Raw genomic sequence first — 26,876 nt, forward strand, 5'->3', positions numbered from 1 at the left:
CACCTTACGGGCGTCAGGCGCCCGCAAGGTGGCCTTGACGGCATCGCTTTCCCTTGCCCGCGAACGGTTTCCCGGTGTGTGTCGGCGGTTGTCCACAGGGGAGTCGTGCGGGGGCGCCATTGTGGACAACTGGCCCCGTCCGCCACCCGAGGCTCACTTTTTGTCGTACCCAGGCGATAGACTGGCCTAGGGCCGTCCCCCGGAGAGGGTGGGGGAAGCCCTATACGATGGCGGGGCTCCGAGCCGGTCTGGCGCGCCGAGGGTGTCCTTCCCGCTTCCGTCCACAATAGACAGAGCAACAAGCGACAGGGAAGCATCGGACGCGGCAACAATCGACGGCGCACCGGCGGCCCGCGATTCAGGGGTGTCCGCGCACCTTCTCAGCACCTACGCTTCGGGCATGATCACTTGTGTCGTCGAGTACGTCATCGATCCCCGGAAGATCGACGCGTTCGAGCGGTTCGGCCGCCGCTGGATAGAGCTGGTGAACGCGCACGGCGGGACCCATCACGGATACTTCCTGCCGTCCGAAGGCGCGAGCGACAAGGCCTTGGCGTTGTTCACTTTCCCCAGCCTCGCCGCCTACGAGCAGTATCGGACACTGTTCGGCAAAGACCCCGACTTCATCGAGGCCGACAGGATCAGGGACGAGAGCGGCTGCGTCCTGCGCTACGAACGCAGCTTCATGCGACCGCTCCTCCCGGAAGACTCCTGAGCCCGAAAAGCCGGAAACTCACCGCACTCCGAGCAGATGTTCCAGCGCCAGCTGGTTCAACCGCGTGAAGTGATACCCGCGCCGCCCGGCGGCCTCGGCGTCGAACGAGTCCGCTTCGAGATCGTCGAGGTTCTCGCCGGGCGCCAAGGTCGGCACGCCGAGCGACGGGACACGCGCGGCGTCCAGTAGGCCGGCGACTTCGCGGTCTTCCCGGAAGGCCTGGGATTTCGCCTTCAGGATCAGGTACATCCGCATGTTGGCCGCCGCCGTGGTCCAGACATCGGCCGGGTCCTCGGTGCGCGCGGGTTTGTAGTCGAAATGACGCGGGCCGTGGTAGCCGCCGTGCTCCAGCAGGTCCACGAGGAAGAACGCGCTCGCCAGATCGCCGTGGCCGAAGATCAGGTCCTGATCGAACTTCGGGCCCCGCTGGCCGTTGAGGTCGATGTGGAACAGCTTCCCGTGCCACAGCGCCTGCGCGACCCCGTGCACGAAATTCAGCCCGGCCATCTGCTCGTGCCCGACCTCCGGATTCACCCCGAACAGGTCCGGCCGCGCCAGCCGCGAGATGAACGCCAGCGCGTGCCCGATCGTCGGCAGCAGGATGTCCCCGCGCGGCTCGTTCGGCTTGGGCTCCAAGGCGAACCGGATGTCGTAACCCTGCGAGACGACGTACTCCGCCAGGACGTCCAATGCCTCCTTGTAGCGCGACAACGCCGCGCGGACGTCCTTGGCGGCATCGGATTCCGAGCCCTCCCGGCCGCCCCACAGGACATACACCCGCGCGCCGAGTTCGGCCGCGAGGTCGAGGTTGCGGCGCACCTTCCGCAGCGCGAACCGGCGCACGTCGCGATCGTTGCTGGTGAACCCGCCGTCCTTGAACACCGGATGCGTGAACAGGTTCGTCGTCGCCATCGGGACTTCCAGCCCGGTCTCGGCCAGCGCCTTCCGGAACCGCGTCACCGCTTTGTCCCGGTCCGGCTCGGTCGCCAGCAGATCGTCGTCGTGGAAGGTCACGCCGTACGCGCCCAGCTCGGCCAGCCGGTGCACGCTTTCCACGGGATCGAGCGGTGCCCGCGTGGCGGCCCCGAACGGGTCGTTCGCCTGCCACCCGACGGTCCACAGTCCGAAGGAGAACTTGTCGCCCGGTACCGGGACGAACGCGCTCATGACGCCTCCTCCATTTAGTTCGCGTTGTAGACTAAATATGCTGGCACGAGCCCCCGATCGTCAAGGGCGGCTAGAGTGCGGGGCGGGAGGAACTCCGTCATGACGCAGCCGGTCCGTCACGATTCGATGCGTGCCCGCAACCTGGGCGTGGTGCTCGACGCCGTCCAGCGGGGCGGGCCGCAGACGCGCGCCGCGCTCGCCGAACGCATCGGGCTGACCAAGTCCACAGTGTCCAAATTGGTCGGTGATCTGATCGAGGCCGGGATCCTGGCCGAGTCCGGCCCCGCCCGTGCCGGGGAACGCGGGCGCCCCGGTGTCGAGGTCGTGCTGAGCGGTGACAGGGTCGCGGCGCTGGGGTGCGAAATCAACGTCGACTACCTCGCCGTGTGCCTGCTCGACCTCGCGCAGCGCGTCCGGTTCACCAGACGGCGGGGGCAGGACAACCGGGGCAAGCCCGCGATGCGCGTCATCGCCCAGTTGCGGACGCTGGCGATCGAGGCGATGGCGGAGGCTCGCCGCCTCGGTCTCGACGTCGCAGGGGCGGGCCTGGCGATGTCCGGGCCGGTCGCCGACGGCGTGCTGCTCAACGCGCCGAACCTCGGCTGGCACGACGTCCAGGCCGTCGAGATGCTGCGGCTCCCGGTCGAGACGGTGCTCGGCAATGAAGCGAACCTCGCCGCGCTCGGCGAGCTGTGGTTCGGCGCCGGTGAACGGGATTTCCTCTATGTATCAGGGGAAATCGGCATCGGCGCCGGGCTGGTCGTCGGGGGCGGGCTGTTTCACGGGGCACGTGGGCTGGCCGGCGAACTCGGCCACGTCGTCGTGTCACCGGGCGGGCCGAGGTGCCGGTGCGGGGGAGCGGGCTGCCTGGAAACCGCCGCGGGTCAAGAGGCGATCCTCACCGCGGCGGGCGACGTCGAGACGGTCGCGGAGCTGCTGACCCGGTTGGAGCGCGGAGACGATCTGGCGGTGAAGGCGTGCGGGGAGGCGGCGCGGGCGCTCGGCATCGCCCTGACGTCGACGGTCAACCTGCTGGACCTCGACCGCGTCGTGCTCGGCGGGATCTATGCGCCGTTGTTCGACTGGCTGGCTCCGCCGATCGAACGCATTCTCACCGACCGCTTGGTCAAACTACGCACCACGCCGCCCACCCTGATCGCCTCCCAGCTAGGCGGCCAAGCCGCCACCCTGGGCGCCGCGGGCTTGATCGTGCACCAGGTCCTTGCCACACCCACCAGGTTTCTGTCCCGCACGCGCTGACGGGCAGCCGAATCGAGCGGCAACCGAGGGAGTCGAACCCTGCGCGGCTTGTGAAGGCGGCGCTCCTAACCGGCCCTGACCCTTCGGCGGGCGACGGCTGCCAAGCGGTACATCCAGTTCAATGCTTGAGGTACCCCGGAAATTCCGGAATCCCACGGATTGCCGCTCGTGTTCACCCGATCGGACTGGCAGGCTGTGGCCATGAACGATCTTCTGCTGCGCCGGGTGCGGCCGGGACTCGGCGGTGAGCCGGCGGACGTGCTGATTTCGGATGGCCGGATCGCCGCGATCACCGGCCCCGGCGAGGGTGCGGCGGCGCGGGTGATCGACGGGCACGGCGGAACGCTGCTGCCCGGTCTGGTGGACGCCCACGTGCATGTCGTGCAGTGGTCGACGTTCCGCCGCCGGATTCCCCTCGACGCGGCGAAATCCGCGGCGGAAGCGGTCGAGCTGCTGCTCGCGCATCTGCTCGCGACGCCGGGCCGTCCCGAGGAACTCGTGGTGGGCGCAGGATTCCGGGACGGGCTGTGGCCGGACAAACCGCACAAGGATCTGCTGCAGCACGCGCTGCCGGGGCGTCCGGTCGCGTTGTTCAGCGCGGATCTGCACACGCTGTGGCTCAGCCCGGCGGCGTTGCGCCTGATCGGGCGGGATCATCCGACCGGCGTCCTGCTGGAGAACGACTGCATGAGCGCGACGGCCGAACTGCCGTCGGCGCCGGTGGAGGTCCAGGACGCGTGGGTGGCCGAGGCCGTCGCCGCGGCCGCCGCGCGCGGCGTGACCGGGATCGTCGACTACGAATACGCCGACACGGTCACGGACTGGACCAGACGACGACTCGCGAACGGCCCGCTCAACGCGCGCATCGGCTGTGTGATCGCGCGGCATCTGCTCGACACCGCCATCGAACGCGGTCACCGCACCGGCGACGTCCTCCCGGGCTCGGACGGCCTCCTCAAGGTGGGCCCGTTCAAGCTGTTCGTCGACGGCTCCCTCAACACACGGACCGCATACTGCCACGACCCCTACCCCGAGGGGGATACCTTGGGGCTGCTGGAACTTCCGCCGGAAGAACTCGTGCCGCTCATGCGCAGGGCGGCGGAAAACGGCCTCGAGCCCGCGGTGCACGCGATCGGGGACCAGGCCAACACGATCGCGCTCGACGCCTTTGCCGAACTCGGCTGCGCGGGCCGCATCGAACACGCGCAGTTGCTCAGCCCCCGCGACGTCACCCGGTTCGCGCAGCTCGGCATCGTGGCGAGCGTGCAGCCCGCCCATCAGCCCGACGATCGCGACGTCGCCGACCGGCACTGGCACGGCCGCACCGACCGCGCCTTCCCGTACCGCGCGCTGCTGGAATCGGGCGCACGCCTGGAAATCGGCTCGGACGCGCCGGTTTCCCCGCTCGACCCGTGGGACGGCATCGCCTCCGCAGTCGGCCGCACCGACGACGACCGACCCGCCTGGCATCCCGAACAGGCCATCCCCTTGGCCGACGCGCTCGCCGCCGCGTCCGGCGGCCGCCGGGGGATCGCGGTCGGCGACGTCGCGGACCTCATGATCACCGCGGCCGACCCGTCACACCTGTCGCCGGCGGACCTGCGCGCGATGCCGATCACCGCGACGATCCTGGCCGGGCGGCCCACGCACGTCAGCGCTTGACGCGGTTGCGCACGGCCAGCAACGCGAGCCCGAGGAACAGGGGCGAACCGATCCGCACGAGCATGCGCAGGATGTGACCCGCCCGGGTGAGCGTCTCGGGCTTGACGACGTCCAGTCCCATCGCGGAGCCGACGACGTCCAGCAGACCGTCCCCATAGGACAGTGACACACCGGCGATCCCGAAGTGCTGGAAGAAGAACCCCGATACCAGCAGGAGAACCACGAGGAAGCCGAACGCCCTGCTCGCGCGGAGCCCGTAACCTGACGTGGCCCAGTAGAGGGTGAGGATGGCGCGTTCGGTCAGTGACGTGAGGCGGTCGTTGCGCCGCATTTCCATTTCGCCGTAGTAGAAATCGGCGGCTCCGGGTTCGTCCTTGCTGTCCTCCCGCGCTTTGCGGAGCTGCCGGTACAGATTCGCGATCCGCTTGGCGTTCAATGCGGGCCCATAGTCGGCCCATCCGATTCCTTTGGCTGTGGTGGCACGCCAGACGGCCTCCTCGGCGATGACTGCTCGCCGTGTCCAGCGCCAGACCGGAAACCACGCCCGTCCGATGTGGACACCCGGAGGCGGTTCGCCGAATCGGCAGTCGCCTTCCAAGCGGAGTTTGTCGAGATGAAGGGCGCCGCCGAACGCGCAGACCCGCAGATCGACATCGATGATCGTCAGATTGCTCACATCCACATCACGCAACGAAAACAATCCCGGCTCGTACCTGTCGACCGCCGGCGTGGCGGGTGCCGCGGTGATCGATGACGGGGCAGTGAACACCGCGCGATCCATGGTTGCGGCCGTATTCCGCAATTGCACGGTGGCCGATCCCTCGAATCGGGTGGCTACGCACGACACCTTACCGGCCTTGACCTCGAGCACGACAGGGTTCTTGAAAGTGGCCAGATCAAAGCTCAGATCTGCCGCGTCGACCAGTAGCCTTTGCCGTTCGCCGAGATCGAATGTCGCCTTGTCGAACGCCAAAGAATTGAATGCCCGCGCTTGATCGAAGATGACCTCTCCGTCGAATATTGCCTCGGTGAACACGCCGTGGCCACCGAAGCTGCCTGCCTGGAATGAGGCTTTCTCGTTGAACTTGGCCTTCGCGAACGACGCTCCTACGCGAAAGTCCACACCGTCGAATCTGGCTTCCCGGGAGAATTCGGCGCGGTCGAATGACGGGCTCTGTTCGAATGTCGCGTGAGAGAACTTCGCTTCCCCCGTGAACTTCACATCGACGAACGACACCCAGCCCGGAAACCGTGCCCACCGCACGTCGACATCGCCGAGCGACAACTGTGTGGCGTCGAGAATCCGGTCCCACCACTGAGGGAGCAGGCGGGTTCCCGGTGCCGTGAGCGGGGCGCCGGGTGCCAGCCGGGCGAAGAACTGGTCGAGTTGTTCCGGTGTCAGGTGGGCCAGGCACCGGCCGATGTCCTCCGCGCGGAAGCCGATGCAGGGCTCGCCTTGCTTGTCCGGCTGATCACAGGTCGGCCAGTCCGGCTCCGGTCGCTCCATGGACTCTTTGTAGCCCATCCGTCACGACCAGCGGCGGGATTGACGGAATCGTGCCCATCGGTGAGGATCGATGGATACGCGTCATGACAACGTTGTCAGAGAGGAATCAATCGCGATGAGAGCGCGAAACCGGGTCTTCGCCGCCGTGCTCGCCTGCACGCTCGGGGCCGCCACGGTGGCGGCGCCCGCGGCGTCGGCCGAGAGTGGCCCGAAGTTCGCGGACGATCCGACGAAGCTGGTCGACACGTCGATCGGCAACAACGGCGACGGGACGACGTTCCCGGGCGCCGCCTCGCCGTTCGGGATGGTGCAGCTGTCCCCGGACACCCAGCTCAAGAAGTACGCGTCCTACGACTACGCGCAGGACAAGATCCTCGGCTTCAGTCACACCCACCTCTCCGGCGTCGGCTGTCAGACCATGGGCAACTTCCGCTTCATGCCGACGACCGGCGCGGTCACCTCGTCCGACCCCGCGCAGTACGGCGCGAAGTTCAACCATGCCAACGAATCACGGGAACCGGGCTATTACGGTGTGAAACTGGACAACGGCATCAACGCCGAGCTGACCACCACCGAACGCACCGGCCAGCACCGCTACACCTTCCCCGCCGGCGCCGCCGCTGACAACGTTCTCATCGAGGCCACCGAGAGCAACGGCTACAGCTACGCGGGCGAGGTGCACGTCGTCGGTGACGACACCGTCGAAGGCTGGCTCCAGGGCGGCAACTTCTGCTGGGAGACCCAGAAGGAGCGCTACAAGATCTTCTTCAGCGCCAAGTTCGACCGGAAGTTCGCCTCGTTCGGCACCTGGGTCGACGGCAAGCTGACGCCAAGCCAGCGCGACGCCAAGTTCGGCGCCGGACGCACCGGCGCGTGGCTGAGCTTCGACCCGAAGGCGGGCAAGCAGGTCGGTGCTTCGGTCGGGATCTCGTACACCTCGATCGACGGTGCGCGTGGCAACCGCGTCGCCGAGCAGCCGAAGTCGTTCGACAAGGCCCACAAGGCCGCGAACAAGACCTGGCGCGAGGAACTCAACCGCATGCGTGTCGCGGGCGGCACCACCGCCGACCAGCGGACGTACTACAGCGCGCTCTACCGCTCGCTGCTGCACCCGTCACTCGGGTCCGATGTGGACAACAAGTACCGCGGCTTCGACGACAAGATCCACAAGAACGATTCGCCGTACTACCAGATGTTCTCGCTCTGGGACACCTACCGCTCGCAGAACCAGCTCGTCGCGCTGCTGCATCCGGACAAGGCCGCGGACATGACGAAGTCCGTGCTCAAGATCTACCAAGACGGTGGCTGGGTGCCGCGCTGGGCGCTCGGTCAGGGCGAGACGAACGTGATGAGCGGTGACCCGGTGACGCCGTGGGTGGTCGACAACTACCGCCGTGGCCTGTTCGACGACAAGACCGCGCGGCAGCTGTTCGAAGCGCTGTGGAAGAACGTCAACGAGGTTCCGAAGGACCAGTCGGTTTTCCGTGGCCGTGACGGCAACCCGACGTACGTCAAGAACGGCTGGATCGGCTACCAGGACGTCCCCGGCTACAAGTTCGGCGACACGCGTCAGGCGGGTTCGGCCACTTTGGAGTACGCGCTGGCCGACTGCGCACTGTCCACAATGGCCACCGGACTCGGTGAGAAGGACAAGGCGAAGACGCTCGCCGCGCGCTGTGACAACTTCACGAAACTGTGGGACACCGGCGTGCAGTCCAAGGGCTACAACGGTTTCCCGCGCACCAAGGCGGCGGACGGCACCGGCGTCGGCGATCCCGATCCGGCCAAGTCGACCGGCTTCCACGAGGGCACGCCGTGGCAGTACCAGTGGCTGGCCCAGCAGGACACCGCGAAGCTGTTCGGCCTGATGGGCGGCGCGGCGCAGGCGGAGAAGCGGCTCGACACGTTCTTCGACATGCCGCTGCTCCTCCAGAACCCGGCGAAGGCCGCCAAGGATTCGTGGGTTCACGGCGCGTACGACTACCACAACAACTTCGCGTTCAACCCCAACAACGAACCGGACCTGCACGCGCCGTGGATGTACGCGTGGACGGGCGCGCCGTGGAAGACGTCGGCCGTGATGCGCGCGGCGCGGACACTGTTCACCGACACGCCGTACGGCATGCCCGGCAACGACGACCTCGGCACGATCTCGTCGTGGCTCGTGTTCGCGATGGCGGGCGTGTTCGAGGCGCAGCCCGGCTCGGGGACGTACCTGCTGAGCGCGCCGATGTTCGAGAAGGTCGAGATCCGGCCGGACGGCGGCAGGAAGCTGAAGATCGACGCGCCGGGCGCGAGTGCGTCGAAGCTGCAGTACGTGTCCTCTGTGGACGTTCGTAATCGCTCGCTCACCAAGAGCTGGCTGAGTCACGAGGATCTGCTCGACGCCGGGAAGATCCGCTTCACCCTGAGCGACAAGCCCACCTCGTGGGGCACGTCCGCCCAGGCCGCGCCCCCGGCCCTGCTGGACGCGCGCTGACGTGCTCTGAAGGCCACCATGAGGGACTCTAGTGCCCTCATGGTGGCCTTCAGAGGCTTTACTCCTCGATGGCGCCGCCGATGGAACGCAGGTGTTCGCGGAAGGTGCGGGCGGGGTTTTTCCGGCGCGTGGTGAGGAAAGCGTCGAAGTGGAGCTGCTTGCGCAGCGTGTCGCCGGAGCGGATCCGTTCGGCCTGACGGTGTTCGGTGTCGCGGATCGTCTCCGCGAGCGTGAACAGTTCGTCGGCGCGGTCGGCCGGGACGAAGAGAACGCCGTCGTCGTCGCCGAGCACGAGATCGTCGCGGGTCACGGTCCATTCGCCGACGACGGCGGATTCCAGCGCGTTGGCCGGACGGTCCTGCAGGTTCAGCGGACCGGTCGGGATCGAGCCCATGCTGAACACCGGCAGCCCGATCACCCGGATGTCCGCGCTGTCGCGGTGCAGGCCCCAGATCACGACGCCGCTCAGCCCGGCCGCCTGCGCCTCGAGGACGACCAGGTCGCCGACGCAGCTTTCGTCCGTCCGGCCGCCGTTGTCGACCACCAGTACGCCGCCGGGCTCCGCGTTCGTGAACGCCTCGAGGAAGACGTCCACACTGCCGACGTGCCGGGCGGGCGCGGCCCGGCCGATCAGCCGGGCGCCCGCCACCGCGGCCTGGACGGACGAAGGGGCGCACCGCACCGGGACATGAGCGCGGACGCACGCGTCCGTGAGATGGGCGCAGGTCAGTGCCGCGAACCGCTGTCTCAGCTTCTCGAGGTCCATTCTGCGACTCTAGTCAGGTAGCCGGGGGACCGTACACTCCCTTGGCGCAGCGCCGAAACTCGCGTACCTGGAGGGTCGACTCGCGTACCTGACGGGACGGCTCGCGTACTTGGATGGACGGCTCGCGTGTCTGGAGGGTCGGTTCGCGTGATGGGGGGCGGAACTCGCGTGATTGGGGGGAGATCTCAGGGGGTGGGAGGGGCGGGGTCGGTGCGGAGGCGGCTGTAGAGGTGACCGTCGCGCCAGCGGCCCGCGCGGAACTCGCAGGCGCGGACGACGCCTTCGAGGTGGAAACCGGCCTTTTCGAGGGATTTTTGCTCGGCGAGGTTCTCCGGGTGGGTGGCGGCCTGGATGCGCTGGACGGGTGTGTGCGCGAACAGGTAGTCGCACAACATGGCCTGGGCGCGCCAGCCGATGCCCTTGCCGCGCCAGTCCGGGAGCAGGGCGATGCCGATCTCCCAGTACTTCGCGTCGCGGGTGTAGCTGCCCGCGCTCCAGCTCACGAATCCGGCCGTGTGCTGCTCATCGTTGTCGTCGACCTCGACGATGAGACGGCTGTCGTCGGTGCCGAGGTAGCCGTCCTCCGCGAAACGTCGTGAGGGAGCCTGGGCATCGCGGAAACCGGACCAGTCGAGACCGATCAGTCCTGGTTCCGTGGCGAAGCGGCGGAACATCTCCAGATCCGCCACGACGACCGGGCGCAGCCGGATCGCCGGATCAGCCACGCCGGAGGCTGGCGAGGGCGGCTGACCAGGCCTGATGGGAGACGGTCAGCTGGCCGCCCGGACGGTCCTTGGTGTCGCGGATGCCCACCGCCGCCTCCATTGCGACCTCCACACAGTTGCCTTCCCCGCCGCTGTAGGAGGACTTGGCCCAAGTATCGAGCGCCACCTCGACGCAGTTGCCCTGGTTGCCGCTGTGGGACGATTTGACCCACGTGCCGAGCGCCACCTCGACGCAATCCCCATGACTTCCGCTGTAGGACGACGTGATCCAGGTGGCTCGCATATGTGCCTCCAGCTATCTCAAGACCTCCGCGAGGAGTTCCCGGGAGGCGTCTTCGCTCAGTGCTTTCCTGTCCAGGATCTCAGCTAGGTCAAGGTAGTCTGCGACATCCTTTTCATTGGAGAGAAAGCCGCTGCCACGGTAGTGTTCAAGGAACACGACAGGCTGTGAGGCGTCGTATCTGTAGATCATGAATGGCCCCATCCGCCCCGGATGATAGCCGATTCCGGTGGGGAGGATCCGCAGCGTGACGTTGGGAAGAGTGGATACTTCCAGCAAGTGATCTATCTGATCGGACATAACTCCAGTGCTGCCGACAGGGTCGCGAATCGTGCGTTCACTGATGATCGCATCGAGTTGGATGGGGTCGTTTTGGGTGAGAATTTTCTGGCGATTCAGGCGGGTGATCAATACGGCATCAGCTTCGTCCAGTGACATGAATGATTCGTTCAGGAGTGCGCGCGCATAGTCTGCGGTCTGCAGTAGGCCAGGAATAATATCGTTCTCCCAGTTCGTGACGGTCGTGGCGGTTTTCTCTGCTTCGAGGAGGCCGGTCAATTCTTCGGGGAGTTCGGCTACTCCCGGTGCCAGCCAATCGGTGTCGTAGACGTGCTGGAGGAGCAGCAGGATGCGTTCTCGCTTCTCGCGGCGGACCTGGAGGAAGCCGAGCAGCATGCCCACGTCGGCCACGCTCGGCGTGCGAAGTGCGCGCTCCCAGAAGGAAAGCATGCCGGGATCTACGTCGATCGCGTGGGCCGTCGCGCGGAGGCTGACGCCGCGTGCTTCGCGTTCTCCGCGCAGCGCGGCGGCGAGAGCCTTGGCGCACGGAGTGGACGAGGTCGGTTTCATGAGGCGCGATAGTAGCGCCACCGCGGATCACACCATTGTTGGCTTGGAGTTAGCCGCGCGTAACTGATTGCATAAGTCATCGTCGGCTGAAGTGGGGAGTAGACGGTGTTGAGATGGCAACAGGCCGAAGGTAAGCGACACGCTCTCGATGGGCCTTTCGCGCCTCGTCCGCGAGAATCTTTCACGACGCTCTGCGGCGTCGAAGTCGTCGTAAAGCGCGAGGACGTTCTCGCGCTCGGAGGGAATTGGTTCGACCCGACGTGTACATCGTGCGAGGCGGCGTGGCTGAGTCGACAGTGAAGCCAGTGAAACATTCTTCAGTGATTGAGAGCGACGTACGCCTTCTCGACCGCCTTCGCGACCTTCACGGCTCTCTCGCCGCTGACATCGCGTGGCTCGTCGAGAGTGCCGAGAACGAGTTGGGGCGCCCGGACGTGCTTCGCGACCTCGGGGAGCGGCTGACCGAACTCGGTACGGACGTCCTCGCCCGTTCGGACGAACTGAACGCCGCTGTCCTGGCGACGCTGCCGTCGCACGGCTGGTTGCCCGAGGCCGGGGCGCGGCGCCGGGCCATGACCTTGGCGCACCAGGTCGGCCGTCGCCCGCTGCGCTGCGGCCCGATCTACCTCTCGGTGTGCGGCGCGGCCTGCTTTCCGTTCTACGGCACCGATCCCACCGGCCGCACCGCGCGCCACGCGAAGTGCCCGAAGTGCCGGGAGCGCACCTCGTGCTCCTGATTCCTCCTGATGCAGCCACCGGTCGTTTGGGGCAAGCTGGCCCTTATGGCCGATGGGACGTCGACGAGCACCACCGAGAAGCTCTTCCGGATCGCGATCGCGCTGAAGGGCCTGGACGGCCTGCTCCAGGTCGTGGGCGCGGTCATCCTGGCGTTCGTCCCCGGTTCCGTCGTCACCGGGTTCACCCACGCCGTGCTCGCCCGCGACCTGCTCGGCGATCCCGGCGGCACGCTGTCCCAGCACTTCCAGCAGGCCGCCGAGGACTTCGTGAACGGCGGCACGAAGACGTTCGCGGTCGCGTACCTCTTCGCGCACGGCCTGATCAAGCTCGGCCTGGTGTGGGCGCTGGCCCGCAAGATCGTCCGGGCCTACCCGGTGGCCGCGCTGGTGCTGGCCGCGTTCGTCGTCTACGAGATCATCCGCGCGATCCACACGCATTCGATCGCGCTGCCGTTCTTCGCCGCGCTCGACGTGGTGATCATCGTGCTGGTGCTCAGGGAGTACCGGCAGCTCAAACGCGAGCGTTCGGTCAAATGATCAAGCCCGGTCACGGGCTGGGTTCACGCTGCGAGGGGAAATCGGGCGGTGACCGCGTCACCGGTTTCGATGCGGCCGGTGACGGCGTCGGCGAGCGGTTCGACGAAGAGCGCTGTCGCGTTGTCGGTGCCGCCCAGCGCCATCGCCCTGTCGACGAGGCCCTGCGCGCTGCCCGCCGGGTCGGCCAGGATGTGCTGCATCGTGGCCAGCGGCACTGTCTTGTGCACGCCGTCGCTGCTGAGCAGCAGACCGCCGGACCCGGTGAGCTCGGCGGTGCCGATCTCGTGCGGGTGCGTGGTGCGGACGCTGGTGGTGACCATGTGCTCCATGCGCGGGGTGGTCGGCTGGTGCCGGGCGCGGAAGTACTGGGCGAGCGTGTGGTCGGTGGTGAGCTGGCTGAGCAGGACGCCGTCCCAGGCGTACGCCCGCACGTCGCCGACCCAGGCGATGCGGTAGCCGGTGGCCGCCGGCATCGCGACGACGAGCACCGCGTCACCGTCCCCGCCGAGCGCGTGCACCGCGCGCTGGGCGGCCAGGATCGCCGCGACCGGGCCGTCCGCGATGTTCGCGCGGGCCGCCGTCGCCGCCGCGGTGCGTGCCGCGCGGGCCGCGGCCGGCGAATCCCCGACGCCGTCCGCGAGCGCGAAGGCGAGCCCAGGGCCGCCCTTCACGGCGTACGCGCCGACGGCGTCGGCATTGTTCGCGCGCGGACCCCGCGCGCTGGCGGTGTGCCAGTGCTGCCCCCGACGTACCCCGATCATGGCGTCCTCCTCGCCCGAGCGAACCCCCTCGAGATCAGGATCCGCTTCTTTCCTGTGCTAAGGCTGAGGCGCTCATGAGGCATTCCTGACGATCTTCCCGATGTCGCGCAGCCCACATTCGCCCGGTTTCACCCGAATGTGTCCCGCCCCGCCCCTTCCTCCACAAAGGACACTCGCGTACCCGGTCCGTGAAGGCCCCCTTCCCAGCGCTGAGCGCTGTGAAGGAGGCCTTCACGGCGCGCGGGAGGGTCGTAGGATCGGGGCCATGTTGTTCGAGCAGCGGCTGCGGGCCGGGATCGAGGCGGGCACGGTGACGCTGATGGTGCGTCGCTGGGCACGCAACAAGGCGATCGCGGGCCACCGCTACCGCACCGGCACGGGCATGATCGAGGTCGACGCCGTCGAACACGTCACCGAGGACGACCTCACCGACGCCGACGCCGCACAGGCCGGGTACGAGGATCGCGCCGCCCTGATCGCCGATCTCCGTGGCAGCGAAGAGACACCGCTCTACCGCGTCCGCTTCCACCGCGTCGACGAGCCCGATCCGCGCACGCGATTGGCCGAAAGTGCCGAGCTGACCGAGAAAGACGTCACCGACATCGAAGCGCGGCTGACGCGGTTCGACGCCGCGAACCCGCATGGCGCGTGGACCGCGGAGACGCTCGCCGCTATCGCCGCGCACCCGGGACGTCGCGCCGCCGAGCTGGCCGCGGAACTCGGCTGGGACGATCTGCTGGTGTTCAAGCGGAACGTCCGCAAGCTCAAGGACCTCGGCCTCACGCTCAGCCTCGAGGTCGGCTATCGCCTTTCCCCACGCGGCCAGGCGTACCTCGAGCGGTCGGGTCGTATCCGCTGACACCGGGCGGTGCCACCGGCAGCCGCACCGCGAACTCGGTGTGTCCCGGTCCACTGTGGACTTCGATGGTCCCGCGGTGCGCGGCGACGACGGCGGCCGCGATCGCCATCCCGAGCCCGGTGCTGCCCGCGGCCCGCGACCGCGAGGAATCCCCGCGCGCGAACCGTTCGAACACGCTCGGCAGCAGCTCCGGCGCGATGCCGGGGCCGTCGTCGGTGACGGTCAGGACAGCGCTCCCCGCCGGCGAAAGCGCCAGCGCGGTGACCACGGTCGTGCCCGGCGGGGTGTGCGTGCGCGCGTTGGCGAGCAGGTTCGCCAGCACCTGGTGCAGCCGCTGGAGATCACCGCGGACGAGCACCGGATGCGAGGGCAGCCGCAGCTGCCAGTGATGCGACGGCCCGGCGACGTGCGCGTCGCCGACGGCGTCGGCCACCAGCCGGGTGAGATCGACCTCGCCGATGTCGAGCGGGCGGCCCGCGTCGAGCCGGGCGAGCAACAGCAGATCCTCGACGAGCGTGGTCATCCGGTCGGCTTCGGACCGGATCCGGGTCATCGAATGGGCGACGTCCGGCGGCACGAGCGCGCTTCCCCGTTCGGCGAGTTCGGCGTAACCGCGGATCGCGGCCAGGGGAGTCCGGAGTTCGTGGCTGGCGTCCGCGACGAACCGGCGTGCGCGGGTTTCGTTGGCGTGGCGGGCTTCCAGCGCCTGCGAGACGTTGCCCAGCATGAGGTTCAGCGCCGCGCCGACCTGGCCGACCTCGGTCCGCGGGTCGGTGTCCGTCGGCGGGACCCGGATTTCGAGGGCCACGTGCCCGCGATCGAGCCGGAGTTCGGAAACCCGGCTCGCCGTCGCCGCGACGCGGTCGAGCGGGCGCAGCGTGCGGCGGACGGCGAACGCGCCGAGGAATCCCGCGCCGACGAGCCCGGCCGCGGCGACGCCGAACAGGATCAGGCCGACGGTCAGCAGCGTGTCGTGCATCGGCTTCAACGGGATACCCGTAACGACGACGCCACGGGGGACGCCGAACGCCGCCAGCCGGTAGTCCCCGAGATCACCCAGCGACCGGGTGTACGGCTTGCCGTCGACCGGGACGTCCAGCAGCACGTCCTCCTGATCGCTGGTGAGTTCCTCCCGCAGCCCGTGCGAAGAAAGCGTTGCCGCGTCGACGACTTCACCGTCGGAGACCTGGGCGGTCACCGTGCCCGCCGCCTGTCCGGGCGCGTTGAGCGGGCTGCGTCCGCTCGGCGGGCCGCCGGGCGGCACGCGTGCGGCGAACTCCCGGGCGCGGCTCGCGGCGGCGTAGAGCTGGTCGTCGGTTTGCCGGGTGAGGAAGGCACCCAGTGCGAATTCGCTGACGACGCCGATGATCAGGCAGACCACGGTGAGCAGGAGCAGCATCGACGCGATGAGTTTCGTGCGCAGCGGAAGCCGGGCGAGCCGGTGGCCCCGGCGCGTCTCCGTCCTCGCCGGTGCTGCCATGGTTCGAGCGTGCGCGGGCGCGGTGTGCGTCCGATGTGTACTGCCTGTGAAGTGGCTGTGTGGCCGATCTCGGGCCGGTCACGTCGACGCGGCACGCGGGGCCAGCCGCCGCGCGCGCCGCATCAGGGTTTCGTCGTACAGCCAGGCGTTTTCGGCGTGGACCGCGATCTCCTTGAGCGGCACGGCGGGCACGGTGTCGGAGCGTTCGGAGAGGCGGGTGACCTCGGCCACGATCGCCGGTGGTGCCAGCCGGACCCGCCGCGCGGGCACCGGGATCCGCGGGCCGGGCGGGTCGCCGAACAGGTAGCCGCCGTCGGCCGGTTCGGCCCGCGTCACGACGGAAGTGCCGCGGCGGCGCCGGAAATCCGCGAGCGGACGGCCGATCCGGTGCAGCACGGCGGGCAGCATCGGCACGATCCCGGCCCGCAGCGCGAGATCCTCGATGATCCGCTGTTCCGTGCGTGCCTCGCCGTCCGCGTCCGGGCAAGGAGTGGTCGGCAGCAGGTAGTGGGCGAGCCTGCTGGTGTCGTCGAGATACCGGCCCATCGACACGAACAGCTCGAGCCCCTTCATCGCGGACTCGGTCTCGGCGGCGTCGGGCGCCGCCAGCGCGGGATTGCCGCCGGAGCCGAACAACGCCCGCAGCCGGTCCGGGCCGGGCGAGGCCGACTTCACCGCGAGCATGGCGGCGGGGAGCGTGCCCAGCACGCCGAGCGTGCCGCCGGCCGGGGTGCCGAGCAGCCCGGCGCGTTCGGCGATCGTCTCCAGCGGGAACGCCTCGCGGCCGGCCACCAGGCCGCCCTCGGCGTCGAGGTGGCCGGTGACGATCGTGACGGCGTCGAGCAGGAAGGCGACGAGCGGGCCGAACGGCCCGGCACACGTCCCGGCCCTGCCGTAGACGACCGCGCGTTCGGCACGGGCGATCTCCCGCGCGAGCCCGCGCACGCGGTCGGCGGGGACGCCGGTGTGCCATTCGGTGGCCTCCGGGGTGTGCGGGGCCACGATCCGGCGCAGCGTTTCGACGCCGGTGGTCCGCTGCAGTGTCCGGACGTGCTCCCGGCCTTCGGCGAAGATCACGTTCAGCAGCGCCAGGAGCAGCCACGGGTCGCCGTCGGGCAGCAGCGGGACGTGTTCGAACGCCCGCGCCGTCTCCGATCGCACCGGGTCCAGCACCACGACCCGTCCGCCGCAGCCGGTCACCGCCCGCAGCTGGTTCCGGATCCGCGGCGCTTCCGGAGCGTCGGACGGGCCCGCGCCGAGCGCGAGGACGAGGTCCGTGCGGGCGAGGTCGGGGACCGGCACCCGGTGCGTCGGCCCGTAGAGGAGATGACTCGCGACGAACCGGTTGGTGATGTCCTGTGCCCCGGCCGAGTAGACGTGCCCGGTGTCGAGGGCGCGCAGAAAGTCCTGCTGCCACAGCGGTTCCGCCGGTTCCGTGCGGGAGAAGGCGAGCGGATCGCCGAAGTACCAGCCCACCGCGCCGCCGCCGTGGGCGCGCACCAGCCGCCGCAGCCGCCCGCCGATGTCGGCGAGCGCCACCCGCCACGGGACCCGCTCGAACTCCCCGTCCGGCCGACGGCGCATCGGGTACCGCAACGGATCCGGCACAGCCATCCGACCTCCTCGGAGGGGCTATTGACACAGCGTAAAGGCAGCGGCACGGAGTGTCCAGGAACGCGGTCCGGGAGGCCGACCTTAGGCCCCGCGGCCCCCGCTCGCGCGACGGGACACGCCCCGCGGACCATCCGGCGCCCCCGGACCGGGTGGCGGCAGGCGGCTGGCCTAGACTCGGTTGTCCCGGTCCGTTGCAGGTGACCGGGGCAATTCGCATGGATTGACCACTCACATCGTTTACCGCTCGAGGAGAAGACCTTGAAGAGCACCGTCGAGCAGCTCAGCCCGACGCGAGTCAAGATCAATGTCGAGGTGCCGTTCGACGAGCTCAAGCCGAACTTCGACGCCGCGTACCGCAAGATCGCCCAGCAGGTGCGTATCCCCGGTTTCCGGCCCGGCAAGGCACCCGCTCGCGTCCTGGAAAGCCGGATCGGGCGCGCCCCGGTGCTCGACGAGGTCGTCAACGAGGCCATCCCGGCCAAGTACATCGAGGCCGTCCGCGCCGGCGAGGTCCGCACGCTGGGCCAGCCCGAGTTCGAGGTGACCAAGCTCGAGGACCGCGAGGTCCTGGAGTTCACCGCGGAGGTCGACGTCCGCCCGGAGATCACCCTGCCCGACCTCGAAGGCCTCACGATCAGCGTCGACGACGTCGAGCTGACCGACGCCGAGGTCGACGAGCAGCTCGACGAGCTGCGCGCCCGCTTCGGCACGCTGACCGGCGTCGAGCGTCCGGCCGAGACCGGCGACTTCGTCTCGATCGACCTGTCCGCCACGGTGGACGGCCAGGCCGTCGAGGAGGCCTCCACCACGGGGCTGTCCTACGAGATCGGCTCCGGCCAGCTGGTCGACGGCATCGACGACGCGATCATCGGCGCCAACGCCGGCGAGACCAAGTCGTTCACCACCCAGCTCGTCGCCGGTGAGCACGCCGGCAAGGACGCCGAGGTCACGGTGACCGTCCAGACCGTCAAGCAGCGCGAGCTGCCCGAGGCCGACGACGAGTTCGCCCAGCTCGCCAGCGAGTTCGACACGCTGGAGGAGCTGAAGGCCGACCTGCGCGAGCGGCTGGGCCGCGTCAAGAAGATGCAGCAGGGCGTCCAGGCCCGTGACAAGGTGCTCGACGAGCTGCTCGAGCGCACCGAGGTGCCGATCCCGGAGAAGGTCCTCGAGGCCGAGATCGAGAACCGCAAGCACGACGCGGTCCACCCGTTCGACCACGACGAGGCGCAGTTCGCCAAGGCGCTGGAGGCCGAGGGCCGCACGCTGGACGAGTTCAACGACGAGGTCCGCACCGAGTCCGAGAAGGCCGTCCGCACGCAGCTGCTGCTCGACACCATCGCCGACGAGGAGAAGACCTCGGTCAACGACGGCGAGCTCACCGAGCGGATCATCTACCAGGCCCAGCGCTTCGGCATCAGCCCCGACGAGTACGTCCAGCGGGCCCAGCAGTCCGGTCAGCTGAGCGCGATCTTCGCCGACGTCCGCCGCGGCAAGGCGCTCGCCTCGGTCGTCCGCAAGGCCACCGTGACCGACGCCTCCGGCGCCGAGGTCGACCTCGCCGAGCTGTTCGGCGACGAGACCCCCGAGGCGGACGCGGCCGCCGGGGCAACCGAGGAGACGCAGGTCACCGAGGAGACGGCGAAGACTCCGGCGGAGTGACCTCCTCATGAAGCTCTGAGCGAACTCGGGCGGTGTCAGGCATTCTGCACCGCCCGAGTTCGTTAGGGTCGATTGCAAGATCTTGAGCATCTGGAAACGAGGCGGCCCGCTGGCAGACAGGGGCCGTCGGCGGCGAAAAGGCAGGCAGACGTGACGCAGCACAAGCCCGAGGCCCGGACCGGCACCGCGGGGCTCACCCTGACCGACTCGGTGTTCGAGCGGTTGCTCTCCGAGCGCATCGTGGTCCTCGGTTCCGAGGTGAACGACGAGGTCGCCAACCGGATCACCGCGCAGCTGTTGCTGCTCGACGCGGACGACTCCGAGTCCGACATCACCTTCTACATCAACTCGCCGGGTGGCTCGGTGACCGCCGGGTTCGCCATCTACGACACCATGCAGCTGATCCGCCCGGACGTCGCGACCTACGCGATGGGCATGGCGGCTTCCATGGGGCAGTTCCTGCTCTCCTCGGGGACTCCGGGCAAGCGGTACGCGCTGCCGCACGCCCGCATCCTCATGCACCAGCCCTCGGCCGGTGTCGGCGGTACCGCCTCCGACATCGCCATCCAGGCCGAGGTGTTCAACAAGTGGAAGCAGGAGCTGGCCAAGATCACGGCCGAGCAGACCGGGCAGACCGTCGAGCAGATCATCAAGGACGGCGACCGTGACCGCTGGTTCACCGCACAGGAGGCGAAGGACTACGGCTTCGTCGATCACGTGCTGACCGCGGGCAACCGCCCGAACTCGACCAACTGAGCGCGAAGGCACACAGGAGACCTCTCATGAGCAACTTCCGGCTCCCGGGTGACTTCCCGGCCGGCAACGTCCCCCAGTCGCGGTACATCCTCCCGTCCTATGTGGAGCGCACGAGCTACGGCGTCAAGGAGTCCAACCCGTACAACAAGCTGTACGAGGAGCGGACGATCTTCCTCGGCGTGCAGGTGGACGACGCGTCGGCCAACGACGTGATGGCCCAGCTGCTGCACCTCGAGCACGAGGACCCGGACCGCGACATCAGCATGTACATCAACTCGCCGGGTGGCTCGTTCACCTCGCTGATGGCGATCTACGACACCATGCAGTTCGTCCGCCCGGACATCCAGACCGTCTGCCTCGGCCAGGCCGCCTCGGCCGCCGCGGTGCTGCTGGCCGCGGGCACCAAGGGCAAGCGCCTCGCGCTGCCCAACGCCCGCGTGCTGATCCACCAGCCCGCCACCGAGGGCACCTACGGCCAGGTTTCCGACCTGGAGATCCAGGCCAACGAGATCCAGCGGGTGCGGCGCCAGATGGAGGTTATCCTGGCGAAGCACACGGGCAAGGACGTCGAGCAGATCAAGTCCGACATCGAGCGGGACAAGATCCTCACCGCCGAAGAGGCGCTGGCGTACGGCATCATCGACGAGGTGCTGCCGTACCGTAAGGGGTCGGCCAACTAGATCCGCCGGGCCGGTGCGTGTCGAGAAGACGACATGCACCGGCTTCCTGGTTTAGTGTCGTTCTCTGGCTTGCTCGGATGGGGCCGCGGGTGTTCCCGCTCGCGGCATCGGACGGGTACCGTCAGTGGCAATGCGTGAGGCTCCACCTGATCGTGGGTGATCGGGTGGGCGGCAACACAGTCAGGCGCGGGCCCCCGCGCCGGAGGGGACGAGGTCAACGGCCATGGCACGGATCGGTGACGGCGGAGACCTGCTGAAATGCTCTTTTTGCGGGAAGAGCCAGAAGCAGGTGAAGAAGCTCATTGCCGGGCCCGGCGTCTACATCTGCGATGAGTGCATCGACCTCTGCAACGAGATCATCGAGGAGGAGCTGGCCGAGGCGGGTGACGTCAAACTCGACGAACTGCCCAAGCCCGCGGACATCCACGAGTTCCTCGAGCAGTACATCATCGGCCAGGACGACGCCAAGCGGACCCTCGCGGTGGCGGTGTACAACCACTACAAGCGCATCCAGGCCGACGACAAGGCCGGGCCGAAGGACTCCAAGGAGGAGTCCGTCGAGCTGGCGAAGTCGAACATCCTGATGCTCGGCCCCACCGGCTGTGGCAAGACCTACCTCGCGCAGACGCTGGCCAAGCTGCTGAACGTGCCGTTCGCCATCGCGGACGCCACCGCGCTCACCGAAGCCGGGTACGTCGGCGAGGATGTCGAGAACATCCTCCTCAAGCTGATCCAGGCCGCCGACTACGACGTCAAGCGCGCCGAGACCGGCATCATCTACATCGACGAGGTCGACAAGATCGCCCGCAAGTCGGAGAACCCGTCGATCACCCGCGACGTGTCCGGCGAGGGCGTGCAGCAGGCGCTGCTGAAGATCCTCGAGGGCACCACCGCCTCGGTGCCGCCGCAGGGCGGCCGCAAGCACCCGCACCAGGAGTTCATCCAGATCGACACGACGAACGTGCTGTTCATCGTGGCCGGCGCGTTCGCCGGGCTGGAGAAGATCATCAACGAGCGGGTCGGCAAGCGCGGCCTCGGCTTCGGCGCGGAGATCCGCACCAAGGCCGAGATCGAGGAGAGCGACATCTTCTCCGAGACCATGCCGGAGGACCTGATCAAGTTCGGGCTGATCCCGGAGTTCATCGGCCGGTTGCCGGTGGTCGCCACGGTCAACCACCTGGACAAGGACTCCCTGGTCTCGATCCTGACGCAGCCGCGCAACGCGCTGGTCAAGCAGTACAAGAAGCTCTTCGAGATGGACAACGTCGAGCTCGAGTTCACCAAGACCGCGCTCGAGGCGATCGCCGACCAGGCGGTCCTGCGCGGTACCGGTGCCCGTGGTCTGCGCGCCATCATGGAAGAGGTGCTGCAGCCGGTCATGTACGACATCCCGAGCCGCGACGACGTGGCGAAGGTCGTGATCACCGAGCAGACCGTGCGCGAGAACGTGAACCCGACGATCGTCGCGCGGCAGCCGTCGCGGCGGGCTCGCAGTGAGCGCGGGGAGAAGTCGGCCTAGTGCCGGCCGCCCCGTTCCGGGGCTCTGAGAGAATTTCAGGATGACGACAGTGCCGCTGACCGCACCCGGCGGGGAGAACCAGGCCGCCGAACCCGCCAGACCCGTCGAATCCGACGGTGAGGTGGGCGGCATCCGCGAGCTCAGCGAGCGCGTGGTCTTCTCGATGTACCGGCGGTTCCCGTGGCTGCACAAGGCGCTGCTGGGCATGCTCGTCGTGTTCACCGGCACCTGCCTGGTCGCCGTCGTCACCCGGCTGTCGCCGCTGCCACTGCTCCCGCTGCCGCTGTTCGCGATTTCGGGCTACACGCTGTGGCGCATCCGGGACGTGCGGGACAGCCGGGGTCCGCTGCTCACCTGGTCGCTGTTCTTCGTGGTGACCACGGCCGTCGGGTTCTGGCTGATGTCCGTGATCGCGCGCTGGGTCTCCTGACCCGCTGACCGCCGCGCGTCACGCCGTCCGCGGCACGTGCTTCCCGAGGAAGCCCACCACGCTCGGCACCACCGTGCGGTTGAACGAGTCGCCGTGCTTGCCCCGCGCGGTGTAGGCGACCATCGGCTGGGACTCGGCGATGTACCGGCGGACGCCGGGGATGAAGGAATCCTCGGTGCCGCACCAGATCCCGGCGGGCACGCTCTTGATCCGGTCGATGAAGCGAAGCGGATCCATCGAACCCCAGTCGGCCGCGTCCCGGAACGCGTGCCGCTTGTTCATCTCGGCCCACGACGTCATCAGAGCGGGCGCCAGCGCCGCGACCGCGCCGGGCGGCTGGCGGCGTTCGACCCGGCGCCGCGTGTAGAGCAGCGCGCCGAACCCGCCCATCGACAGGCCGGTGCACGCGAACGGCAGCCCGTCACGACCGGCGAGGCCACGGGCCTTCAGCCACTGCGGCACCTCTTCGAGCAGCATCGCCATCGGGTCGTCGCCGCGGTGTACCTCGTGCCAGTAGTTGTCGCCGCCGTCGACGGCGACGAAGCCGTACGCGGGTACAGCCTTGCGCGCGACGTCGCTGCTGAGCTGCTTGAGCAGCCCCGTCGGCGCCGCGCTGCGGGCGGTGCCGTGCAGGCCGTGCAACAGCAGCGACATGGGCAGGCCGGGCTGGTGCACCTTGGTCGGCAGCATGAGCACCAGGTCGACCTCTCGGCCGCGGGCGTGGGAGTAGACCCGCTCCACCCGGGGGGCGCCGAGCTGGGTCGCGGGGTTGGACGACGCGACGCCGATCGCACGCTGCAGCGCGTTGCCGAACGGCATCTGACCGGTGGCCGTGCCCGCCGCGAGGCCGGTTACAGCGAGTCCCGAAGCGCCCGCGATCAGTACCGAGCGGCGGCTGAGCCAGGTGCGGGCACCACGAACCCGGCGAGCCGTCGTCTGCTCGCCGTCGCCGGCGGTGCCCTGCCCGGCACCGTCGTGTCCGTTCACCTAGCCCTGTCCCTCCGATTGCCCCGTGACCTGGACATCGTCGCACGGCCCGCCGACGTTTCCACCGGCTTCCCGCCATCCGGTGATAGCCGCCTCACTCGAGGCCTTCGCCGCTTCGGGGCTGTCCCCGAGACCCACTGCCAGCGTGATGCTGAGCGGTGACAGAACGTGGTCAACTCCGTGTTCCGTGGTGCCGAAGTGACCCGATGTCTCCAAAGTGACGAAACCGTGTAGTGCGCTCCACAACTGAAACGCGGCGGTGAGCGGATCGGTTGCCTTGAACCGGCCCGCTTCGATGGCGCGTTCGGCACCACGCAGGAGATAACCGAAGGCCTCGATGCCCTCATGCGGCGCCGACCTGCCCTCTTCGCTGGTCAGATCGGTGAGGGTGGCCCGTTGGCCGCTGGGGGCGGACTGGCCGAAGGTGACGGCGAACAACTGGGGATTCTCGACGGCGGCGCGCCGGTAGGCGAGGGCGAGCGCGAACAGGTCCGCCACCGGGTCGTCGGTCTCGGCGACCCGCGCCATCTGTGCCGACAGCCGGAGGAAGCCCTCCCTGGCCACCGCGTCGACCAGCGCGCCCATCCCGCCGAAGTGGGTGTAGACGGCCATCGTCGACGCGCCCACCTCGGCGGCGAGCTTGCGGGCCTGGAGCGCTTCGGGGCCGCCGTCCGACAGCAGCCGGATGGCCGCGTCGATCAGCCGGGCCTTGGTTTCCGCGGCGCGGGGCTTGTCGCTCATGATTGCCAGTATCCCATAACCCTGTTATACCTGGAGGCATAACAGGGTTATGGGCGTGCGGGAAGAAGGATCGTCATGGGCAACCAGTTCCTCGAAGGCAACTTCGCTCCGGTCAGCCAGGAGCACACGATCACCGAGCTCGAGGTGACCGGGCGGATCCCCGAGTACCTGGACGGCCGCTACCTGCGCAACGGGCCGAACCCGCTCTCGGAGGTGGACCCGGCCACCTACCACTGGTTCATGGGCGACGGCATGGTGCACGGCGTCCGGCTGCGGGACGGGCGGGCGGAGTGGTACCGCAACCGCTGGGTCCGCAATCCGTACGTCGCCGAACTGCTGGACGGCAAGCGGACACCAGGGCCGGAGTGCGGGTTCAGCGCGATCGGCGCCAACACCAACGTGATCAGCCACGCAGGCAAGACCCTCGCGTTGATCGAGGCGGGCGTCGCCGCTTATGAGCTGACCGACGAGCTGGACACCGTGGGCCAGTGCGATTTCGACGGCACCCTGCCCGGCGGGTACACGGCGCACCCGAAGCGTGATCCGGAGACCGGCGAACTCCACGCCGTCTCGTACTTCTTCGGGAACGGCAACCGCGTGCAGTATTCGGTGATCGACGTGCACGGGCACGCGCGCCGCACGGTCGACATCGAGGTGACCGGCTCACCGATGATGCACGACTTCTCCCTGACCGAAAACCACGTCGTCTTCTACGACCTGCCGGTGACGTTCAACGCCGAGGCCGCGGTCAACCTGACGGTGCCGCCGATCCTGCGTACCCCGGCGAAGCTGGTCGTCTCGGCGATGCTCGGGCGCGTGCGGATCCCGGACCCGATCTCGGCACGCGCCGCCGGGAAGATCGCCTCGAACGGTGACCTGCCGTACCGCTGGAACCCGCGATACCCCGCGAGGATCGGCGTCATGCCGCGCGAAGGCGGCAACGCCGACGTCCGCTGGTTCGAGGTCGAGCCGTGCTACGTCTTCCACCCGCTGAATGCCTACGACGAGGGCGACAGCATCATCCTGGACGTCGTGCGGCATCCGAAGATGTTCGACAGCCAGCCGCACGGGCCGGGCGAGGGCGCGCCGACCCTGGACCGCTGGACCGTGGATCTGACCGCGGGCAAGGTCCTCGAAGAGCGGCTCGACGACCGCGGCCAGGAGTTCCCGCGCGTCGACGAACGGCTCGTGGGCCGTCGCCACCGCTACGGCTACTCGGTGGCCGCCGAGGACGGCGCGACGCCGTCGGACTCGCTGTACAAGCACGATTTCGAGGCGGGTTCTTCCGCCGTGCGGTCTTTCGGGCGCGGGCGGCAGCCGGGGGAGTTCGTGTTCGTGCCCGCCTCGGCCGGCGCCGCGGAGGACGACGGTGTGCTGATGGGCTTCGTGTTCGACGCGGCGACGCAGCGCAGTGACCTGACCCTGCTCGACGCGGCGACCCTGGAAACCGTCGGCGCGATCCACCTGCCGGACCGCGTGCCGCACGGCTTCCACGGCAACTGGGCGCCTACCGCGTGAGCAGCCCGGCCGCGCTGAGGTGGTCGAAGATCACCTGGTCGACCGGGGACACGCGGTCGCGGTCGGCGTAGGTGAGCCAGACGATCTCCTCGATTTCGCTGCTGGGCACGAGGACGCCGTCGTAGTCGGCGGTGTAGCAGGTCATCCGGACCGTGATCCCGGTGTCGTGGCCGTGTGCCTGGGCCTCGAAGGTGCCCGCGTGGCGCGCGGTGGCGCGGTCGATGGTGACCGCGAGTTCCTCGCCGATCTCCCGGACGAGAGTGTCCAGATCGGACTCACCGGGCTCCCGCTTGCCGCCGGGGAAGTAGTAGACGTCCTTGCCGCGCGAGCGCGTGCTGAGGATCTTGCCGCCGTCGAGGCGGAGCCACGCGATCTTGTCGATGATCTTCACGAATGTCCTCGGGGGAAGGGATTCCGATCCCCGCCGAGCGTAGTCGCGGGCTTTACCCCGGAGGTAATTGCCGGGGTCGCCGGTGCCGGTGATCATGGTGATCTTCGCTCTTCACTGTTCGCGCCGGACGGTGCGAGCTTCCGAACTGGAGGAACCCGAGGATGACCGTGTCCGTGCCCACGACCACACGCGCCGTGGTGGACGAGCTGCTGCGCCGGATCGGCGAAGGGGACGCCGAGCGCATCGCGGAACTGTACGCCGAGCACGGCGATTGGAAACTGGACTGGCCGGAGCACGAACACGGCCGGGCCGCGACCCCGTGGATCCGCCACCGCTCGACCCGCGCCGACGCCGCCGCGCACTACCGCGAACTCGCCGAACACCACGTGCCGGACGCCGTGGCCACCGAGGTCGAGCGCATCCTCGTCGACGGTGACGACGCGGTGGTGCTCGGCGAGATCCGCCAGACCGCCCGTGCCACCGGACGCGCCTACCGCGCACGGTTCGCCCTGCACCTCACCGTCGAAGACGGCCTGGTCACCCGGCATCATGTCTACGAGGACAGCCTCGCCGTGGCGCAGGCCTTCGATCCGGACGGTCGTCGGTAGCCGGGCTTTCCCGCCTGCCGTGAAGGCCTCCTTACCGGCGCTCAGTGCCGTGAAGGAGTCCTTCACGGCACGTCCGTCCTCTGTGGACTTGCCCGGGGTCGTGTCGCGGGGCGCGCCGGAGGGGCGGGGTAACGGCCCACAAGAGCGGTGGGGGCGGGGGTGGCGGGGGGGGGGCCCCGCCCGCGCCCG

Annotated in this window: 27 protein-coding genes; 15 read left to right on the forward strand and 12 right to left on the reverse strand. The window is 68.7% G+C overall.

All coding sequences use genetic code 11. From position 1 onward, the window contains the following. Positions 1-400 precede the first annotated feature (400 nt). The gene (locus ACFWX1_RS42375; protein ID WP_378395551.1) at positions 401-715 is read left to right on the forward strand and encodes an NIPSNAP family protein; all 315 of its coding nucleotides are present in this window, start codon (positions 401-403) and stop codon (positions 713-715) included. A gap of 18 nt (positions 716-733) precedes the next feature. On the opposite strand, the gene xylA is transcribed toward ACFWX1_RS42375, so the two are convergent. Continuing rightward, the gene (gene xylA, locus ACFWX1_RS42380; protein WP_378395552.1) at positions 734-1,882 is read right to left on the reverse strand and encodes a xylose isomerase; all 1,149 of its coding nucleotides are present in this window, start codon (positions 1,880-1,882) and stop codon (positions 734-736) included. Between the two features lie 99 nt (positions 1,883-1,981). Here xylA and ACFWX1_RS42385 point away from each other — a divergent pair, with 99 nt between their 5' ends. After that, complete coding sequence (locus ACFWX1_RS42385) at positions 1,982-3,142, forward strand: ROK family protein (protein ID WP_378395553.1); 1,161 nt, start codon at positions 1,982-1,984, stop codon at positions 3,140-3,142. 201 nt (positions 3,143-3,343) lie between these two features. Then, positions 3,344-4,804, forward strand: a complete 1,461-nt coding sequence (locus ACFWX1_RS42390) for an amidohydrolase (RefSeq protein ID WP_378395554.1) — start codon at positions 3,344-3,346, stop codon at positions 4,802-4,804. On the opposite strand, the gene ACFWX1_RS42395 is transcribed toward ACFWX1_RS42390, so the two are convergent. Then, the gene (locus ACFWX1_RS42395; RefSeq protein WP_378395555.1) at positions 4,794-6,311 is read right to left on the reverse strand and encodes a pentapeptide repeat-containing protein; all 1,518 of its coding nucleotides are present in this window, start codon (positions 6,309-6,311) and stop codon (positions 4,794-4,796) included. The two genes, ACFWX1_RS42390 and ACFWX1_RS42395, sit on opposite strands and share 11 nt — an antisense overlap. Before the next feature lie 115 nt (positions 6,312-6,426). Between ACFWX1_RS42395 and ACFWX1_RS42400 the strand changes: the two genes are divergently transcribed. Continuing rightward, a complete protein-coding gene (locus ACFWX1_RS42400; protein WP_378395556.1) occupies positions 6,427-8,790 on the forward strand; it encodes a GH92 family glycosyl hydrolase in 2,364 nt (787 codons plus the stop codon). A 58-nt stretch (positions 8,791-8,848) separates the two neighbouring features. On the opposite strand, the gene ACFWX1_RS42405 is transcribed toward ACFWX1_RS42400, so the two are convergent. The 4 genes from ACFWX1_RS42405 to ACFWX1_RS42420 all read right to left on the reverse strand — a co-directional run bounded on the left by ACFWX1_RS42405 (position 8,849) and on the right by ACFWX1_RS42420 (position 11,410). Continuing rightward, complete coding sequence (locus tag ACFWX1_RS42405) at positions 8,849-9,556, reverse strand: RraA family protein (protein ID WP_378395557.1); 708 nt, start codon at positions 9,554-9,556, stop codon at positions 8,849-8,851. A gap of 185 nt (positions 9,557-9,741) precedes the next feature. Then, complete coding sequence (locus ACFWX1_RS42410; RefSeq protein ID WP_378395559.1) at positions 9,742-10,281, reverse strand: GNAT family N-acetyltransferase; 540 nt, start codon at positions 10,279-10,281, stop codon at positions 9,742-9,744. Beyond that, positions 10,274-10,564 (reverse strand): DUF397 domain-containing protein, encoded by a 291-nt coding sequence (locus tag ACFWX1_RS42415; RefSeq protein ID WP_378395560.1) that lies wholly within the window; start codon positions 10,562-10,564, stop codon positions 10,274-10,276. The genes ACFWX1_RS42410 and ACFWX1_RS42415 overlap by 8 nt, the downstream gene beginning before the upstream one ends. Before the next feature lie 12 nt (positions 10,565-10,576). After that, the gene (locus ACFWX1_RS42420; protein WP_378395562.1) at positions 10,577-11,410 is read right to left on the reverse strand and encodes a helix-turn-helix domain-containing protein; all 834 of its coding nucleotides are present in this window, start codon (positions 11,408-11,410) and stop codon (positions 10,577-10,579) included. A gap of 105 nt (positions 11,411-11,515) precedes the next feature. On the opposite strand from ACFWX1_RS42420, the gene ACFWX1_RS42425 reads away from it, so the two are divergent. The 3 genes from ACFWX1_RS42425 to ACFWX1_RS42435 are packed head-to-tail and all read left to right on the forward strand — an operon-like array spanning position 11,516 to position 12,684. Continuing rightward, on the forward strand, positions 11,516-11,710 hold the full coding sequence (locus ACFWX1_RS42425) for a zinc finger protein (RefSeq protein WP_378395564.1): 195 nt from the start codon (positions 11,516-11,518) through the stop codon (positions 11,708-11,710). A 20-nt stretch (positions 11,711-11,730) separates the two neighbouring features. Further along, positions 11,731-12,147 (forward strand): hypothetical protein, encoded by a 417-nt coding sequence (locus ACFWX1_RS42430; protein WP_378395565.1) that lies wholly within the window; start codon positions 11,731-11,733, stop codon positions 12,145-12,147. Positions 12,148-12,192: 45 nt separating this feature from the next. After that, positions 12,193-12,684 carry a DUF2127 domain-containing protein gene (locus ACFWX1_RS42435; RefSeq protein WP_378395566.1) on the forward strand — a complete coding sequence of 164 codons (492 nt, stop codon included), beginning with the start codon at positions 12,193-12,195 and terminating at the stop codon, positions 12,682-12,684. A gap of 23 nt (positions 12,685-12,707) precedes the next feature. Here ACFWX1_RS42435 and ACFWX1_RS42440 read toward each other — a convergent pair whose 3' ends face one another. After that, positions 12,708-13,445, reverse strand: coding sequence for a PP2C family protein-serine/threonine phosphatase (locus ACFWX1_RS42440; RefSeq protein WP_378395567.1), 738 nt, complete (start codon positions 13,443-13,445; stop codon positions 12,708-12,710). 265 nt (positions 13,446-13,710) lie between these two features. Here ACFWX1_RS42440 and ACFWX1_RS42445 point away from each other — a divergent pair, with 265 nt between their 5' ends. Beyond that, positions 13,711-14,304 (forward strand): hypothetical protein, encoded by a 594-nt coding sequence (locus ACFWX1_RS42445; protein ID WP_378395568.1) that lies wholly within the window; start codon positions 13,711-13,713, stop codon positions 14,302-14,304. On the opposite strand, the gene ACFWX1_RS42450 is transcribed toward ACFWX1_RS42445, so the two are convergent. Continuing rightward, complete coding sequence (locus ACFWX1_RS42450; protein WP_378395569.1) at positions 14,231-15,784, reverse strand: sensor histidine kinase; 1,554 nt, start codon at positions 15,782-15,784, stop codon at positions 14,231-14,233. The two genes, ACFWX1_RS42445 and ACFWX1_RS42450, sit on opposite strands and share 74 nt — an antisense overlap. Before the next feature lie 78 nt (positions 15,785-15,862). Then, on the reverse strand, positions 15,863-17,398 hold the full coding sequence (locus ACFWX1_RS42455) for a molybdopterin-dependent oxidoreductase (protein ID WP_378395570.1): 1,536 nt from the start codon (positions 17,396-17,398) through the stop codon (positions 15,863-15,865). A gap of 258 nt (positions 17,399-17,656) precedes the next feature. Here ACFWX1_RS42455 and tig point away from each other — a divergent pair, with 258 nt between their 5' ends. From tig to ACFWX1_RS42480, 5 genes are all read left to right on the forward strand, one after another. Next, positions 17,657-19,057: a trigger factor gene (tig, locus tag ACFWX1_RS42460; RefSeq protein ID WP_378395571.1), complete on the forward strand. Its 1,401-nt coding sequence runs from the start codon at positions 17,657-17,659 to the stop codon at positions 19,055-19,057. 150 nt (positions 19,058-19,207) lie between these two features. Then, positions 19,208-19,813, forward strand: a complete 606-nt coding sequence (locus ACFWX1_RS42465; RefSeq protein ID WP_378331044.1) for a ClpP family protease — start codon at positions 19,208-19,210, stop codon at positions 19,811-19,813. 26 nt (positions 19,814-19,839) lie between these two features. Then, positions 19,840-20,493: an ATP-dependent Clp protease proteolytic subunit gene (locus ACFWX1_RS42470; protein WP_378395572.1), complete on the forward strand. Its 654-nt coding sequence runs from the start codon at positions 19,840-19,842 to the stop codon at positions 20,491-20,493. Positions 20,494-20,716: 223 nt separating this feature from the next. After that, positions 20,717-22,012 (forward strand): ATP-dependent Clp protease ATP-binding subunit ClpX, encoded by a 1,296-nt coding sequence (clpX, locus tag ACFWX1_RS42475; RefSeq protein ID WP_378331042.1) that lies wholly within the window; start codon positions 20,717-20,719, stop codon positions 22,010-22,012. A 40-nt stretch (positions 22,013-22,052) separates the two neighbouring features. Further along, positions 22,053-22,442 (forward strand): hypothetical protein, encoded by a 390-nt coding sequence (locus tag ACFWX1_RS42480; RefSeq protein WP_378395573.1) that lies wholly within the window; start codon positions 22,053-22,055, stop codon positions 22,440-22,442. A gap of 18 nt (positions 22,443-22,460) precedes the next feature. On the opposite strand, the gene ACFWX1_RS42485 is transcribed toward ACFWX1_RS42480, so the two are convergent. Both ACFWX1_RS42485 and ACFWX1_RS42490 read right to left on the reverse strand, forming a co-directional pair. Further along, complete coding sequence (locus ACFWX1_RS42485) at positions 22,461-23,429, reverse strand: alpha/beta hydrolase (RefSeq protein WP_378395574.1); 969 nt, start codon at positions 23,427-23,429, stop codon at positions 22,461-22,463. After that, positions 23,430-24,170: a TetR/AcrR family transcriptional regulator gene (locus ACFWX1_RS42490; protein ID WP_378395576.1), complete on the reverse strand. Its 741-nt coding sequence runs from the start codon at positions 24,168-24,170 to the stop codon at positions 23,430-23,432. It abuts the gene before it with no gap. Between the two features lie 75 nt (positions 24,171-24,245). Between ACFWX1_RS42490 and ACFWX1_RS42495 the strand changes: the two genes are divergently transcribed. Next, positions 24,246-25,688 carry a carotenoid oxygenase family protein gene (locus ACFWX1_RS42495; protein WP_378395577.1) on the forward strand — a complete coding sequence of 481 codons (1,443 nt, stop codon included), beginning with the start codon at positions 24,246-24,248 and terminating at the stop codon, positions 25,686-25,688. Here ACFWX1_RS42495 and ACFWX1_RS42500 read toward each other — a convergent pair. Then, on the reverse strand, positions 25,678-26,073 hold the full coding sequence (locus ACFWX1_RS42500; RefSeq protein WP_378395579.1) for an NUDIX domain-containing protein: 396 nt from the start codon (positions 26,071-26,073) through the stop codon (positions 25,678-25,680). The two genes, ACFWX1_RS42495 and ACFWX1_RS42500, sit on opposite strands and share 11 nt — an antisense overlap. A gap of 167 nt (positions 26,074-26,240) precedes the next feature. On the opposite strand from ACFWX1_RS42500, the gene ACFWX1_RS42505 reads away from it, so the two are divergent. Next, on the forward strand, positions 26,241-26,687 hold the full coding sequence (locus tag ACFWX1_RS42505; protein ID WP_378395578.1) for a nuclear transport factor 2 family protein: 447 nt from the start codon (positions 26,241-26,243) through the stop codon (positions 26,685-26,687). Positions 26,688-26,876: the final 189 nt, after the last annotated feature.

Origin of the sequence: Amycolatopsis sp. NPDC059021, assembly GCF_042739895.1 — a bacterium.
GTDB lineage: Bacteria > Actinomycetota > Actinomycetes > Mycobacteriales > Pseudonocardiaceae > Amycolatopsis.

Excerpts from the sequence above, each read along its gene's own strand:
- ACFWX1_RS42375 (WP_378395551.1), top strand. The coding sequence starts at position 401 with ATGATCACTTGTGTCGTCGAGTACGTCATCGATCCCCGGAAGATCGAC.
- xylA (WP_378395552.1), bottom strand. The coding sequence starts at position 1,882 with ATGAGCGCGTTCGTCCCGGTACCGGGCGACAAGTTCTCCTTCGGACTG.
- ACFWX1_RS42385 (WP_378395553.1), top strand. The coding sequence starts at position 1,982 with ATGACGCAGCCGGTCCGTCACGATTCGATGCGTGCCCGCAACCTGGGC.
- ACFWX1_RS42390 (WP_378395554.1), top strand. The coding sequence starts at position 3,344 with ATGAACGATCTTCTGCTGCGCCGGGTGCGGCCGGGACTCGGCGGTGAG.
- ACFWX1_RS42395 (WP_378395555.1), bottom strand. The coding sequence starts at position 6,311 with ATGGAGCGACCGGAGCCGGACTGGCCGACCTGTGATCAGCCGGACAAG.
- ACFWX1_RS42400 (WP_378395556.1), top strand. The coding sequence starts at position 6,427 with ATGAGAGCGCGAAACCGGGTCTTCGCCGCCGTGCTCGCCTGCACGCTC.
- ACFWX1_RS42405 (WP_378395557.1), bottom strand. The coding sequence starts at position 9,556 with ATGGACCTCGAGAAGCTGAGACAGCGGTTCGCGGCACTGACCTGCGCC.
- ACFWX1_RS42415 (WP_378395560.1), bottom strand. The coding sequence starts at position 10,564 with ATGCGAGCCACCTGGATCACGTCGTCCTACAGCGGAAGTCATGGGGAT.
- ACFWX1_RS42420 (WP_378395562.1), bottom strand. The coding sequence starts at position 11,410 with ATGAAACCGACCTCGTCCACTCCGTGCGCCAAGGCTCTCGCCGCCGCG.
- ACFWX1_RS42435 (WP_378395566.1), top strand. The coding sequence starts at position 12,193 with ATGGCCGATGGGACGTCGACGAGCACCACCGAGAAGCTCTTCCGGATC.
- ACFWX1_RS42440 (WP_378395567.1), bottom strand. The coding sequence starts at position 13,445 with ATGATCGGGGTACGTCGGGGGCAGCACTGGCACACCGCCAGCGCGCGG.
- ACFWX1_RS42445 (WP_378395568.1), top strand. The coding sequence starts at position 13,711 with ATGTTGTTCGAGCAGCGGCTGCGGGCCGGGATCGAGGCGGGCACGGTG.
- ACFWX1_RS42450 (WP_378395569.1), bottom strand. The coding sequence starts at position 15,784 with ATGGCAGCACCGGCGAGGACGGAGACGCGCCGGGGCCACCGGCTCGCC.
- ACFWX1_RS42455 (WP_378395570.1), bottom strand. The coding sequence starts at position 17,398 with ATGGCTGTGCCGGATCCGTTGCGGTACCCGATGCGCCGTCGGCCGGAC.
- ACFWX1_RS42470 (WP_378395572.1), top strand. The coding sequence starts at position 19,840 with ATGAGCAACTTCCGGCTCCCGGGTGACTTCCCGGCCGGCAACGTCCCC.
- clpX (WP_378331042.1), top strand. The coding sequence starts at position 20,717 with ATGGCACGGATCGGTGACGGCGGAGACCTGCTGAAATGCTCTTTTTGC.
- ACFWX1_RS42480 (WP_378395573.1), top strand. The coding sequence starts at position 22,053 with ATGACGACAGTGCCGCTGACCGCACCCGGCGGGGAGAACCAGGCCGCC.
- ACFWX1_RS42490 (WP_378395576.1), bottom strand. The coding sequence starts at position 24,170 with ATGAGCGACAAGCCCCGCGCCGCGGAAACCAAGGCCCGGCTGATCGAC.
- ACFWX1_RS42495 (WP_378395577.1), top strand. The coding sequence starts at position 24,246 with ATGGGCAACCAGTTCCTCGAAGGCAACTTCGCTCCGGTCAGCCAGGAG.
- ACFWX1_RS42505 (WP_378395578.1), top strand. The coding sequence starts at position 26,241 with ATGACCGTGTCCGTGCCCACGACCACACGCGCCGTGGTGGACGAGCTG.